This is a genomic window from Bradyrhizobium sp. SZCCT0231, assembly GCF_018130245.1.
In the GTDB taxonomy this organism is placed as follows: domain Bacteria; phylum Pseudomonadota; class Alphaproteobacteria; order Rhizobiales; family Xanthobacteraceae; genus Bradyrhizobium; species Bradyrhizobium japonicum_F.
In genome coordinates this window covers 1,234,098-1,246,718 of record NZ_JAFCKP010000001.1, presented here as the reverse complement: position 1 = coordinate 1,246,718, position 12,621 = coordinate 1,234,098, and the positions used below count along the sequence as shown (strand labels likewise).

Below are 12,621 nucleotides of genomic sequence, written 5' to 3'. Positions count from 1 at the left end.
GAATTTCCGTCATGCCAGGATAAGTTTTCGTCATGACCTCGCCCGATCTTGACCCCGACCTTCTGAAGGCCTTCCTCGCTGTTGCCGAGCATCGGTCATTCACGCGCGCGGCAGCGATACTCAACCGCACCCAATCGGCGGTGAGCGTCCAGATCAGGCGTCTCGAAGAGCGGCTGGACGTCAGGCTGTTTCACCGCACGAGGTCGGGCGTGGCACTGAGCGCGGCGGGTCAGGAGCTGCTTGTCTATGCGAAGCGGCTTCTCGAGCTCAATGCAGAAGCGGTTGATGCGCTCCGCGCGCGCAAGCGCGAGGCCATGGTCCGCCTCGGGGTGATGGACGATTACGGCACCATCGTCGTTCCGCCATTGCTGGCGCAATTCGCCAAGAGCCATCCGGAGATCCGGGTCGAGATCGAGACCGGGCTGACTGCCCCGATGCCGGCCCGGCTCGGCGAGGCCTATGATCTCGTCATCGCCATGCATCCGGAAGGACACGGCGATGGCGAGCTGCTGCGGCGCGAGCAGGCGGTCTGGGCCGCAGCCGCGTCATACTCGGCCGGAGCGCCGCACGACATGCTGCCCGTCGCGCTTTATCCGCCGGGCTGCCTGTTCCGGCAATGGGCGGCCGACGCCCTCGATGCCGCCGGCCGCCCATGGCGGCTCGCCTTCGTCAGCCAGCGCATCGCGGCGGTGGAAGCGATCGCGGCACAGGGCCTCGCCATCACGGTCGTGAAGGCCGGCACCCTGCCCCCTCTCCTGCGCGTCCTGTCGGAGCGCGACGGCCTGCCGCCGCTGCCGGCCGCGGACATCCGCCTCCACCGCGCGAGCAACCTGTCGCGTCCAGCGGCACTGCTGGCGGATCATTTGCAGCGGGCAATTTCGGAATTGAGCGCCATATAACGGTAGATCGTAAAGAGTTGTGGCCCTATACGGCCTGCTTTGCAAAGCGCGCGGCCCGAACCGGAACGGATGAGCTGGTGAACATTTCCATCTATGATCTCTCCGTCTGGGTCGTCCCCCTGGTGCTCGCCATCACCTTCCACGAGGCTGCGCACGCCTTCGTCGCGGACCGGCTCGGGGACAACACGGCCTCGCAGCTCGGCCGCGTCAGCTTCAACCCCATCAGGCATATCGACCCGTTCGGCACCCTGATCCTGCCGGCGATGCTGCTGTTTGCGCATTCGCCGTTCCTGTTCGGCTATGCCAAGCCGGTCCCTGTCAATTTCCGCAAGCTCAACCACCCCAGGCTCGACATGGTCTGGGTGGCGCTGGCCGGCCCCGCGACCAACATCCTGCTGGCGCTGATCGCGGCGCTCGCGCTCCACGCCCTGCCCTGGGCTCCAGCCACCTCGGCGCGATGGATCCTCGATAACATCTGGAATGCGATCCGCCTCAACGCGATCCTGGCCGTGTTCAACATGATGCCGATCCCGCCGCTCGACGGCGGCCGCGTTGCGGTCGGGCTGCTGCCGCGTGCCCTCGCCTTGCCGCTGGCCCGGCTCGAGCCGTTCGGTATGTTGATCCTGATCGGGCTCTTGATCCTGCTGCCGCTCGCCGGCTCGCAGTTCGGTCTAAATCTTGATGTTATTTCAGCAATACTGCGAACGTTGACCGGTTATGTGATTCAGGCTGTTCTCTTCCTGACGGGCAACGCGTAGTTGAACCTGACATCCGAACCCACGCCGAAGGGCCAGAGGCCGACTTGGTCAAAGCTGCCGATATGCTGATCGCGCGACGCGCAGACACCCGCGCCCGCGCCGATTTCGCCACCTGGAAGATGATGGCCAAGCTCAACGGGGCGTCCGCATTGCCCACGGAAGCCCAGGAATTCCTGGCGAGCTACCAGAACCTGCTGGCGCAGATGAGTGAGAGCGAGGCCACCGAGGCCACCATCGGCGCGATCTACAAGGCCTATTACGTCGAAATGGGCGGCGCTGGCACGCCGCCCGACGTCCGGCCCCGCCAGGCCGAGCCGGCGGCGGACAATGTTACCGCCTTCCGCCGCCCGGCGCGGAAGCCGAAGAAGGCCGCCTCCTTCGGGGCGACGGCATTCGCCGGAGGCCAGAAACGGCCGCTCCCGGTGGCGCTGATCTTCGCCTGCCTGGTCGTGGTCTATGTCGGAATCCGGCTCTACTGGCGCTGAGCCGACTTTTTCTTCTTCGCGTCCGGCGGGGTGAAGATGATGTCCACGGTCCGTTCGAACCGGTCGTCGGTCAGTCCGGCAGGCGGCTGCGGGATCGGATCGGACTTGCGGACAATCGACACCGCCGCAGCATCGTAGGCTGCATCTCCCGACGACTCCGCAACATCGACCGACAGCACGTTGCCCTTCCGGTTGATCGCGAAGCTCACCTTGACCTTCTGGTTATTGGGCTGCTTGCCTTCCGGATTGACCTTGTGAGCCGCAAGATGCGCGCTGATCTTGCGGTTCCAGTCGGCCGTGATCTTCAGGATGTCCTTGCCGAGCCCCAGCACGGGTGCCAGGGCTTTCTCGGCTTCGCGCGCGTCTTCGTCGAGCGTCTGCCGCGCCGTTGCAACCGACTTCGGCGATGCCTCGGCTGCGGGAGTTTCGACAGCCTGAATCTTCGGATCGTCTTCCGTCGGCTTCTTCGTGTTGTTCTCGGTCACGACGCGGTCAGGATCCTCGACCTCCTGCGACTGGTCCTTCGGAAGCTCCGTCTCCTTGGTCTCGGCCTTCTGCTCGGGAAGCGCCTGCTGCTCCTGCATCGCTTCGCTATCGGGCCCAGGCGGCAGATCGGTATCGGGCACCTTGGGCGAAGCCATCTCGACCGCGAACTCGGCTCCGGCCGCGCCGAGACCGTCGCCGTCGTCGTCGGCGCGCAAATGGGCCAGCGCGAGCGCTGCACCGCCCAGATGGAGCGCGAGCGCCGCCACTGCCGCCAAGATCCAGAGCCTCCGGGATGGTCTGAGTTCGTGCGACATGGCTGGCCTTTAAGGCTGAGCGGCGCCTGCCGCAGGCGCCTCCAGCGCGACCAGCTTCACCCGCGTATAGCCGCCTGAGCGCAGCAGCTCCATCACGCCCATCAACTCGCCATATGGCACCGAGCGATCGGCGCGCAGGAAAACATACTTGTCCTTGGCCATGTCCGACATTCCGTCGAGAGTGCCGATCAACTCCGCCCGGTGAACCGGGTTCTCTCCGATCGCGAGCGTCAGATCGGGCTTGATGCTGAGATAAGTCGGCTTGTCCGGCTTCTTCTGCGGCGTCGCGCTCGACGTCGGCAGATCGATCGGCAGGTCGACCGTGGAGAGCGGCGCGGCGACCATGAAGATGATCAGCAGCACCAGGATGACGTCGATGAACGGCGTGACGTTGATGTCATGCGTTTCCGAGAAGTCGTCGTCGTCATCATTGTCTGCGAGTGAAACGGCCATGGTCTACTCCGCCGCGCGTGAATGCACGCTGCCGTGGCTGCGGTCGAGATCGCGGGAGAGCAGCCGCCCTGCAGCGCCCGAGGCGCGGCTGACCAGCTCGAGATAGCCCTTCGTCACGCGCGAAAAGTGGTTGTAGATGATGACGGCGGGAATGGCGGCGACGAGGCCGATCGCGGTGGCGAGCAGCGCTTCGGCGATGCCGGGCGCGACCACGGCGAGGTTCGTGGTCTGCGACTTCGAGATGCCGATGAAGCTGTTCATGATGCCCCAGACCGTGCCGAACAGGCCGACGAAGGGCGAGGTCGAGCCGACGGTCGCAAGCACGCCCATGCCGATCCGGATGCGGCGCTGTTCCGCGCGCACGATCTCGGAAAAGCTCGAGGCCGCGCGCTCCTTGATGCCGGCATCGCTGGACAGGCCGGCCGACATCCGCGCCTCCCGCAGCGCCGCCGCCAGGAACGACGGCAGCATGCCCTCCTTGGTGCCGAGCGCCATCTGCGCCTCGGCGAGGGAGCGCGCCTCCGCAATCTTCTTCAAGGCCGACCGAAGCTTGGTCGAGGCGACCGACAGCTCGATCGATTTGGCGATGAAGACGGTCCAGGTCATCAGCGAGGCGAAGGCGAGCCCGATCATCACCGCCTTCACGATGACGTCCGCCGACATGAACATCACCCAGGGCGACAATTCCTTCAGGGCCGGCGCGATGGCCGCCGCCTCGGGCTTCGCACTCGCGGGATTGACGGCCACGGGGGCCGCGCCCGCAACGGCGGGAGCCGTCGAGGCCGCAGGCGCCGGGGCCGCCGGGGCGGTTGCCGACGGAACCGTTCCGGCCGCGGACGGTTGGGCTGTCGATTGGACCGGGGCCGCCGGCGGGCTTTGTGTCTGGGCAGAAACGGGGGGGGCGAGCCAGGCGGCCGCCAGCATCAAGGCTGCGGCAAGGCTTGCTTGGAAGGACATGCTCTTCATACTTCGGCCCAGTAGCGAATGAGGTTGTGATAGATACCCGTCAATTTGACCGTTTCGGGATCGTCACGCCCGAGCCGTTGCACCAGCGCCTGTATCGCGGTGTCGAGGTCAAAGATCATGCTCCGGGCTTGATCGTCCCGTATCATGCTCTGAAGCCAGAAGAAAGATGCAACCCGCGTCCCCCTGGTCACGGGGGTGACCAGATGCAGGCTGGTCGAGGGATAGAGCACGCAGTCCCCGGCAGGCAACTTGACTTCGTGCGAGCCGTAGGTGTCCTCGATCACAAGTTCGCCACCGTCGTACTCCTCCGGCTCGGCGAGGAACAGCGTGACCGACAGGTCGGTGCGGATGCGAAGGCCGGTCAGACGGTCGCCGCGGATCGCATTGTCGACGTGCAGGCCGAAATGGTGGCCGCTATCGGCCGCATAGCGGTTGAACAGCGGCGGGAAGATCTGGAGCGGGATCGCCGCCGCGATGAAGCGTGGGTTCGACGTCAGCGCCGAGATGATGCGGTTGCCGAGCTTGCGCGCGACCTCGCTGTCTGCAGGCAATTGCTCGTTGCGCTTGACCATCGCCGACTGCGCGCCGGCGGTGGCGCGGCCGTCCTCCCACTCGCTGGCATCCATGATGCGGCGGAAATCCGCCACATCATCCTTGCTGAGAACGCCTGGCAGGCACGTCAACATGATCAGAACTTCGCCGTCGTCACGATGTAGAACGCCCGTCCCGGCGCAACCGCCACGAACGGCACGTTGCTGCGATAGAACGAGTCGTAATAGAGCTTGTTGGTCAGGTTCTGCGCGTAGAACTTCATGGTCCAGTTCTGGTCGATCTTCTTCTCGACGAACGCATCGAAACGCCAATAGCTCGGCAGCTCGTTGGTGTTGGCCGCGAACGTGCCGCCATAGACCTTGGAGCGATACACCGCCTGGCCGCCAAGCTCCCAACCGTCATCGAACTTGTACTTGGTGAGCATGCTGAACGACTGGTGGGCAACGTTGGCGAGTTGCAGCCCGATATTCGAAGCAACGCCGCTCTGCGTGACCTTCGACTGCATCAGCACCAGTCCGCCGAAGATGCTCCAGCGGTCGGTGATCTTGCCTTCCGCTTCGATGTCGATGCCTTGGATTCTGTAGGCAGCGCCCGAGGTAAGCCGGCCGTTGACGGTCTCGCGCGCGTTGTCCTTGGTGGTTTGGAACAGCGCACCGGTCACCAGCAAGTGGCCATCCGCAAGCTCCCATTTGGTGCCGAGCTCGATCGCCTTGTTGCGCTCGGGCCCGAGCAGGATGGTCGAGTTGGGGGGAACGCCGCCGTAGTCGGTGCCGGTCGCGTCCAGCTCCGAACCGAACGGATTGGCCGAGGTCGCGTAGGCTCCATACACGCTGCCGATCGACATCGGCTTGTAGACCACACCGACGTTGTAGTTCACCAGATCGGCATTCTGCTTCACATAGTTCGTATTGTTCGACGCGCTCTGGCTGTAGCCGTCATAGCGGATGCCGCCGTTGACGATGACCGTGTCCTGCCAGTTCGCGGTGTCCATGACGTACACGCTGCTGGTGTTGACGCCGTAGCGCGTCGGATTTCCAAGCAGCGACGGTATACCGAAGGGAATGTTGGTGTATTGCGGGGCGTAGAGATTGACCCCCGTCACGGCGCCAGTGCTGGTGAAGGCGGAACCGGACAGTTCGGATGCGAGACCGGCATAGCGGTCGATCGAGATGTTCTCGTTCGAATACTCGACGCCGAACACCGCCGTGTGCTTGACCCCGCCGGTGTCGAGCTTGAACGTGGCCTCGTTCTGGTTGGCCCATACGTCGACGTTCTGGTACCGGCTCTGCGCGCTCGCCGTCGTGGTCCAGAGCAGCGGGTTGGGGCTGGTCGTGTTCGGGTTCTGCGGCAGCGTGCCGATATAGTTGAGCAGCGAGTGCTCGCCGCGCACCTTGCTGGTCAGAGTAATGGCCTCGTTGACCTTGTACTCGATCGTGCCGGTGCCGAAATCCTGCCGCGCGGTCTGGAAGTCGCGGTTGAGGAAGCCGTACCAGTTGCCACGCGGAATGCCCGCCGAGGTCACCGGCACGTTGCCCTGCTTGTAATAGGGCACGCCGAAATCGGGATAGCCGCTGAGATCGGTATGGACGTAGTTCGTCGTGATCTTGATGTCGTTGGTCGGGGTGTACTTGGTCGAGATGAAGCTGCCCCAGCGATTGTCGGTGACGTGGTCGCGTCCGGCGACGTTGGCGTCCTGGAACAGACCGCCCGCGCGCACCGAGAAGGTCGGATCGATGACCTGGTTGACGTCGAGCGTGACGCGTTTGGTCATGTCGGTACCAAACTCGCTGTCGATCCGCTTGAAGTTGACGTCGCCGGCCTGCTTGGTGACGATGTTGATGGCGCCGCCGGCGGTGCCGCGGCCGGCATAGGAGGATGCCGGTCCGCGCAGAATCTCGATCTGCTCGGTGAAGAAGTTCTCGCGGATGGAAACGGCGGGATCGCGGATGCCGTCGATGAAGACGTCGTTGCGCGCATCGAAGCCGCGGATGAAGAAGCGGTCGCCGAACGCGTTGCCGCCCTCGCCCGAGCCGAGCGTCACGCCCGCGGTCGAGCGCCCGATCTCCTTCAGCGTCGTGGCGTTCTTGTCCTCGAGCACTTCCTTGCTGAGCACCGTAATGGTCTTCGGCGTGTTCAGCATCTTCTCGGGAAACTTGCCCGAGGCCTGGACGTGGTCGACCTTGTAGGGCGCCGCCGGATCGGCATAGGGATTGCCGTCGGGAGCGCCGGACGGCGTAGTGGGAGCCGTCTGCTGCGCCTGCTGGCGCTGCGCGGCGCGGCGAAGCGCGTTGCGGGCGCGGACCTGCTCAGGCGAAGGCTTCGAGGCCGCCGGACGCGGACGCTCGACCGGAGCATCGACCGTCACCGGCGGCAGGTTCGACTGCTGCGCCTGTGCGCCGCTCGACACCGACGCCACCGCTATCAAGCTCGCAACCGCTGAAACTTTTTTACCGGAAACGCCCGCGGACCTCTCATCCATCGGATCGAACGCTACGACCGAACGCAACGACTTCGGTGCGACCACCTGCCCCATTACCAAACGCCCCATCTTCTTGTTCGTTCATTCACTTCGAACGAACGATGGGCTGTTGGTATCGGCCGCAAAATAGCGGGTCAATGCGAGCCGTTCGCGAGAATGTTTGAATCGGTCCAGATCAAAACGATTCTAAACTGCAGCTTGAAATCGTTCCCAGACGAGATTGGACTCGTTCTAAAGACAACGCAGCTATAGCGCTTCGTTCTCAGTCGCTGCTCGGCGGCTTCATCAGCGAGAACAATTCGTCGACGGTCTTCTGCGCAACGGCGCGCACGCGATCGGTACTGTCCATGCCGGCGATGTTGACGCCGTTCACGACGGCTTTGATCTCGTCGCGAAAGTCGGTGAGGAAGCGCAAGGGATCGCGCTGCTCGTTGGCGACACGCGCGATCAATCCCGTGATCAGAATCTGGCATGCGATCAGCTTGCCGTTCAGCTCGTCCATCCTGCGCTCCATTCATGGCGGCGCCGATATGGACGATGCCGATATGCCTGACAACCGAAACGGTCTGCACGCGACTTAGAACCGTTCTTGCGACTGATCCGAACCGCGGCTGGCGCGACGTCATTCGGCATGAGCACACCGTCTTGGGTGCTGCCTTGGGTGCTGCCTTGGGTGCTGCGCAAGACTGGCACGCCGATCGGTCGAAGCCGGGAAAATTCAGCACTGCACATCGGCGCGCCAGACCACTGCCCGAAGGGTGCAAAGCTTTCCAATTGTTTAGGATTCTCAACCGATAGTGCTGTTTACACTGGAACTTAGCGTGTATTATACATCGCGTTGGAACTCTACGATGGCCCTATTATTCGTAGCTGAGGGCATACGAGCCGACACGAGACGACATGAAAAAGTCCCGGCCGATCCTCTGGCTTCTGATCATCGCGGCCGTGGCCTCCGCGGGTTATTACAGTTGGCAGAAATTCGGCTCGTCCCAGGCTGGAAAAACCCAGACGGCACAAAAAGGCCCGCCTCGCCCCGCCGCCGTCCCCGTCAGCGTTGCGCCGGTCCAGAAGATCGACTTTCCGGTCTACCTCACCGGTCTCGGCACGGTTCAGGGTTTCAATACGGTCCACGTCCGAACCCGGGTGGATGGCCAGATCGACAGGCTCGAATTCAAAGAGGGCCAGATCGTCAAGCAGGGCGATCTCCTGGTCTCGATCGACCCCCGTCCCTATCAAGCCGCGCTTGACCAGGCGAAAGCCAAGAAGGCGCAGGACGAAGCTAGTCTGGCCAACGCCAATCTCGAACTTCAGCGCGCCATGAGGCTCGGCGAATTCGCGACCGCACAGCGGGTGGATACCCAGCGCTCGACCGTCGCCCAGCTCACCGCCCAGATCGCCGCCGACGAGGCCGCGATCGCCAACGCCCAGACCCAGCTCGATTACACCCAGGTCAAGGCGCCGATCCCCGGTGTCGCCGGCCTGCGCCAGGTCGACATCGGCAATATCGTGAACGCCTCGACGCAGACGGGCATCGTCATGATCTCGCAGGTCGAGCCGATCTCGGTGATCTTCACGGCGCCGGAAGACCAGCTCCCCTATATCAGCGAAGGCCAGAAAGCCGGCGCGCTCAAGGTGATCGCCTTCACGACCGACGGCAAGAAAACGCTGGCCGAGGGCAAGCTCGCGGTCATCAACAACCAGGTCGACACGACCAGCGGGACGATCCGGCTCAAGGCGGTGTTCGACAACAAGGACCACACGCTGTGGCCCGGCCAATCGGTATCGACGCGGCTCCTGGTGCGAACGCTGAAGGATGCGACCGTGGTTCCGGATGACGCGGTCCAGCATTCCACCAACGGACTCTACGCCTATACCGTCAATCAGGACAACAAGGCCGAGGTGCACAAGATCAGGGTCAGCTATGGCATCGACGGGCGATCGGTCATCGAGGAAGGCTTGAGCCCGGGCCAGCAGGTGATCGTCGGCGGTCAGTTCAAGGTCCAGCCCGGCAGCCTTGTGTCGACGGCGGTGGCAAGCTCGGATCCAGCCCAGAACAAGGTACGACAGGAATGATCGGGGGCGGGATTTCGGCACCTTTCATCCGATATCCCATCGGCACCTCGCTGCTGATGGCTGGCATTCTCTTTGTCGGTCTCGTCGCCTATCCCCTGCTCCCGGTTGCGCCCCTGCCGCAGGTGGACTTTCCGACCGTCCAGATCACCGCCAACCTGCCCGGCGGCAGCCCCGAAACGATGGCCTCGTCGGTGGCGCAGCCGCTCGAGCGGCAATTCGCCCAGATTCCTGGCATCGCGCAGATGACCTCGACGAGTTATCTGGGCACGGCGTCGATCACCATCCAGTTCGATCTCAATCGCAACATCGACGGCGCCGCCAACGACGTGCAGGGCGCCATCAACGCTGCCAGCGGCCAGCTGCCGAAAAACCTGCCTTCGCCTCCGACCTACCGCAAGGTCAACCCCGCCGACGCGCCGATCCTGCTGCTGTCGGCGACATCGGAGACGCTGCCGCTGACCAGCGTCAGCGACGCGGTCGACGCCCAGCTTGCCCAGCAGATCAGTCAGCTCTCGGGCGTCGCCCAGGTCTTCATCGGCGGCCAGCAGAAACCCGCCATCCGCATCCAGGTCGACCCGGCGAAGCTCGTCGCCAAGGGCCTGTCGATGGAGGACGTGCGCAGCCAGATCGCGATCACCACGGTCGACAGCCCCAAGGGCAATATCGACGGCGAGAAACGCGCCTACACGATCTACGCCAACGACCAGCTCACCCAGTCGAAGGACTGGAACGACGTCATCATCGCCTATCGTAACGGCGGTCCGTTGCGGATTCGCGACATCGGCCGAGCGGTCAGCGCCGCTGAAGACGCCAAGCAGGCGGCCTGGGCCAATGGCAAGCGCGGCGTATTCCTGGTGATCTTCAAGCAGCCGGGCGCCAACGTCATCGAAACCGTGGACCGGATCAAGGCGACCCTGCCCCGCCTCGTTGCAGCGATCCCGCCGGCGATCAAGATCGAGCTCATCAGCGACCGCACCACGACCATCCGCGCCGCGGTCGAGGACGTCCAGTTCACGCTGCTGCTGACAATCGCGCTCGTGGTCATGGTCATCTTCATTTTCCTGCGCAGCTTCTGGGCGACCGTCATCCCCACCGTCACGGTGCCATTGGCGCTTCTGGGCGCGTGCGCCTTGATGTGGGTGGCCGGCTATTCGCTCGACAATCTGTCGCTGATGGCGCTCACCATCGCGGTCGGTTTCGTCGTCGACGACGCCATCGTGATGCTCGAGAACATCACCCGCTACATCGAGGAAGGCGAAACCCCGCTCGCGGCCGCCTTCAGGGGCTCCAAGGAAATCGGCTTCACCATCGTCTCGATCAGCATCTCGCTGGTCGCGGTGCTGATCCCGCTGCTGCTGATGGGCGGCATCATCGGGCGCCTGTTCCGCGAATTCGCCGTCGTGCTGGCGATGACCATCTTCGTCTCGATGTTCGTGTCGCTGACGCTGACGCCGATGATGGCCTCGCGCTTCCTGCGCGCCCATGGCGAAGTGCAGCACGGCCGCTTCTATCAATGGAGCGAGCGTGCCTTTGACGCCATGCTGCGCGGCTACGAATATGTGCTCGACCACGCCCTGGCCTGGCGGCGCACCACGCTCGCGATATTCTTCGCCACGCTCGGGCTGTCGATCTACCTGTTCGTGCTGATCCCGAAGGGCTTCTTCCCGCAGCAGGACGTCGGCCTGATCACGGCCACCTCCGAAGCCTCGCAGGACATTTCGTTCAAGGAGATGATGAGACGCCAGGAGCAGCTCGGCAAGATCATCCTGGCCGATCCCGACGTTGCCAGCGTTGCCATGGCGATCGGCGGCAGCGGACGCGCCGGCAACAACGGCGCCCTGTACATCACGCTCAAGCCTCGCGATATGCGCGAGGCCTCGGCACAGCAGATCATCGCGCGCCTGCGTCCGCAGTTCGACAAGGTCGAGGGCGCCCGCCTCTACATGCAGGCAGCCCAGGACGTCCGGCTCGGCGGCCGGCCGACGCGCACGCAGTTCGAGTTCACCTTGCAGGATGCCGACCTCGCCGAGCTCAACGAGTGGGCGCCGAAAATCCTCGCCAAGATGCAGACGCTGCCGGAGCTGCGCGACGTCGCGACCGACCAGCAGACGCAGGGCACGACGGTGCAGCTCAAGATCAATCGCGACACCGCCGCCCGCTACGGCATCCAGCCGCAGCTGATCGACGACACGCTCTATGACGCCTTCGGACAGCGGCAGGTCACGCAGTATTTCACCCAGCTCAACACCTACAAGGTGATCCTCGAGATCCTGCCGGAGATGCAGGGCAATCTCGACAGCTTGAACAAGCTCTATCTGAAGTCGCCGTTGACCGGCGACCAGGTGCCATTGTCGACCTTCGCGACCTGGACCACCGATCCGGTCCGCCCGCTCTCGATCAGCCATCAGGGCCAGTTCCCGGCGATCACGATCAGCTTCAACCTCGCGCAAGGCGTGGCGCTCGGCCAGGCAACGGAAGCCGTGCAGCGGGCAATGGCCGAGCTCGGCGCGCCGCCGACGCTGAATTCGAGCTTCCAGGGCACCGCGCAGGCGTTCCAGCAATCGCTCGGCACCGTGCCGCTCCTGATCCTCGCCGCGCTGGTCGTGGTCTACCTGATCCTCGGCATTCTCTACGAGAGCTACATCCATCCGATCACGATTCTGTCGACGCTGCCCTCGGCCGGCGTCGGCGCGCTCGCGATCCTGATGGCGGCCGGCTTCGACTTCAGCCTGATCGCGCTGATCGGCATCATCCTGTTGATCGGAATCGTGAAGAAGAACGGCATCATGATGGTCGACTTCGCGATTGCCGCCGAGCGCGACGAGCACAAGACGCCGGAGCAATCGATCCGCCAGGCCGCACTGCTGCGCTTCCGCCCGATCATGATGACGACGATGGCGGCGCTGCTCGGCGGCGTGCCGTTGATGCTCGGCCACGGCACCGGCGCCGAAATCCGCCAGCCGCTCGGCTACGCCATGGTCGGCGGCCTGATCGTCAGCCAGGCGCTGACGCTGTTCACCACGCCCGTCGTCTATCTCTATCTCGACGAGCTCAACAACTGGTTCTCAGGCTGGGGCCGTTCGGGCGACGAAGGCCATGAGGCGGCCGAACACGGCAGCGTCAAGGAAGCCGCCGAGTAAGCTTGCGCCGCGCGGC

Annotated in this window: 11 protein-coding genes; 5 read left to right on the top strand and 6 right to left on the bottom strand. The window is 64.0% G+C overall.

Annotation, left to right across the window (positions count from 1 at the left end; all coding sequences use genetic code 11):
- The first annotated feature begins 32 nt into the window (after nt 1-32).
- The 3 genes from JQ566_RS05640 to JQ566_RS05630 all read left to right on the top strand — a co-directional run bounded on the left by JQ566_RS05640 (nt 33) and on the right by JQ566_RS05630 (nt 2,142).
- The gene (locus JQ566_RS05640) at nt 33-899 is read left to right on the top strand and encodes a LysR family transcriptional regulator (protein ID WP_212370841.1); all 867 of its coding nucleotides are present in this window, start codon (nt 33-35) and stop codon (nt 897-899) included.
- Between the two features lie 77 nt (nt 900-976).
- Nucleotides 977-1,657, top strand: a complete 681-nt coding sequence (locus tag JQ566_RS05635; protein WP_212370840.1) for a site-2 protease family protein — start codon at nt 977-979, stop codon at nt 1,655-1,657.
- Nucleotides 1,658-1,719: 62 nt separating this feature from the next.
- The gene (locus tag JQ566_RS05630) at nt 1,720-2,142 is read left to right on the top strand and encodes a hypothetical protein (protein ID WP_212371506.1); all 423 of its coding nucleotides are present in this window, start codon (nt 1,720-1,722) and stop codon (nt 2,140-2,142) included.
- Here JQ566_RS05630 and JQ566_RS05625 read toward each other — a convergent pair.
- The 6 genes from JQ566_RS05625 to JQ566_RS05600 form a co-directional block, all read right to left on the bottom strand.
- Entirely contained in the window at nt 2,130-2,942 is an 813-nt protein-coding gene (locus JQ566_RS05625; protein ID WP_212370839.1) for an energy transducer TonB family protein, read from the bottom strand. The genes JQ566_RS05630 and JQ566_RS05625 overlap by 13 nt on opposite strands.
- A 9-nt stretch (nt 2,943-2,951) precedes the next feature.
- Entirely contained in the window at nt 2,952-3,395 is a 444-nt protein-coding gene (gene exbD, locus JQ566_RS05620; protein WP_212370838.1) for a TonB system transport protein ExbD, read from the bottom strand.
- Between the two features lie 3 nt (nt 3,396-3,398).
- Nucleotides 3,399-4,361, bottom strand: a complete 963-nt coding sequence (gene exbB / locus JQ566_RS05615) for a tonB-system energizer ExbB (RefSeq protein ID WP_212370836.1) — start codon at nt 4,359-4,361, stop codon at nt 3,399-3,401.
- The gene (locus tag JQ566_RS05610) at nt 4,358-5,047 is read right to left on the bottom strand and encodes a Fe2+-dependent dioxygenase (protein WP_212370834.1); all 690 of its coding nucleotides are present in this window, start codon (nt 5,045-5,047) and stop codon (nt 4,358-4,360) included. Before JQ566_RS05610 ends, exbB begins: the two co-directional genes overlap by 4 nt.
- Before the next feature lie 2 nt (nt 5,048-5,049).
- Nucleotides 5,050-7,446: a TonB-dependent receptor gene (locus JQ566_RS05605; RefSeq protein ID WP_212371505.1), complete on the bottom strand. Its 2,397-nt coding sequence runs from the start codon at nt 7,444-7,446 to the stop codon at nt 5,050-5,052.
- A gap of 208 nt (nt 7,447-7,654) precedes the next feature.
- On the bottom strand, nt 7,655-7,894 hold the full coding sequence (locus JQ566_RS05600) for a hypothetical protein (RefSeq protein ID WP_027571757.1): 240 nt from the start codon (nt 7,892-7,894) through the stop codon (nt 7,655-7,657).
- Nucleotides 7,895-8,292: 398 nt separating this feature from the next.
- Here JQ566_RS05600 and JQ566_RS05595 point away from each other — a divergent pair, with 398 nt between their 5' ends.
- Both JQ566_RS05595 and JQ566_RS05590 read left to right on the top strand, forming a co-directional pair.
- Nucleotides 8,293-9,465, top strand: coding sequence for an efflux RND transporter periplasmic adaptor subunit (locus JQ566_RS05595; protein WP_212370833.1), 1,173 nt, complete (start codon nt 8,293-8,295; stop codon nt 9,463-9,465).
- Entirely contained in the window at nt 9,462-12,605 is a 3,144-nt protein-coding gene (locus JQ566_RS05590) for a multidrug efflux RND transporter permease subunit (protein ID WP_212370832.1), read from the top strand. Before JQ566_RS05595 ends, JQ566_RS05590 begins: the two co-directional genes overlap by 4 nt.
- The last annotated feature ends 16 nt before the right edge of the window (nt 12,606-12,621 follow it).

Excerpts from the sequence above, each read along its gene's own strand:
- JQ566_RS05640 (WP_212370841.1), top strand. The coding sequence starts at position 33 with ATGACCTCGCCCGATCTTGACCCCGACCTTCTGAAGGCCTTCCTCGCT.
- JQ566_RS05600 (WP_027571757.1), bottom strand. The coding sequence starts at position 7,894 with ATGGACGAGCTGAACGGCAAGCTGATCGCATGCCAGATTCTGATCACG.
- exbD (WP_212370838.1), bottom strand. The coding sequence starts at position 3,395 with ATGGCCGTTTCACTCGCAGACAATGATGACGACGACGACTTCTCGGAA.
- JQ566_RS05590 (WP_212370832.1), top strand. The coding sequence starts at position 9,462 with ATGATCGGGGGCGGGATTTCGGCACCTTTCATCCGATATCCCATCGGC.
- JQ566_RS05605 (WP_212371505.1), bottom strand. The coding sequence starts at position 7,446 with ATGGGGCAGGTGGTCGCACCGAAGTCGTTGCGTTCGGTCGTAGCGTTC.
- JQ566_RS05625 (WP_212370839.1), bottom strand. The coding sequence starts at position 2,942 with ATGTCGCACGAACTCAGACCATCCCGGAGGCTCTGGATCTTGGCGGCA.
- JQ566_RS05610 (WP_212370834.1), bottom strand. The coding sequence starts at position 5,047 with ATGTTGACGTGCCTGCCAGGCGTTCTCAGCAAGGATGATGTGGCGGAT.
- exbB (WP_212370836.1), bottom strand. The coding sequence starts at position 4,361 with ATGAAGAGCATGTCCTTCCAAGCAAGCCTTGCCGCAGCCTTGATGCTG.
- JQ566_RS05630 (WP_212371506.1), top strand. The coding sequence starts at position 1,720 with ATGCTGATCGCGCGACGCGCAGACACCCGCGCCCGCGCCGATTTCGCC.
- JQ566_RS05595 (WP_212370833.1), top strand. The coding sequence starts at position 8,293 with ATGAAAAAGTCCCGGCCGATCCTCTGGCTTCTGATCATCGCGGCCGTG.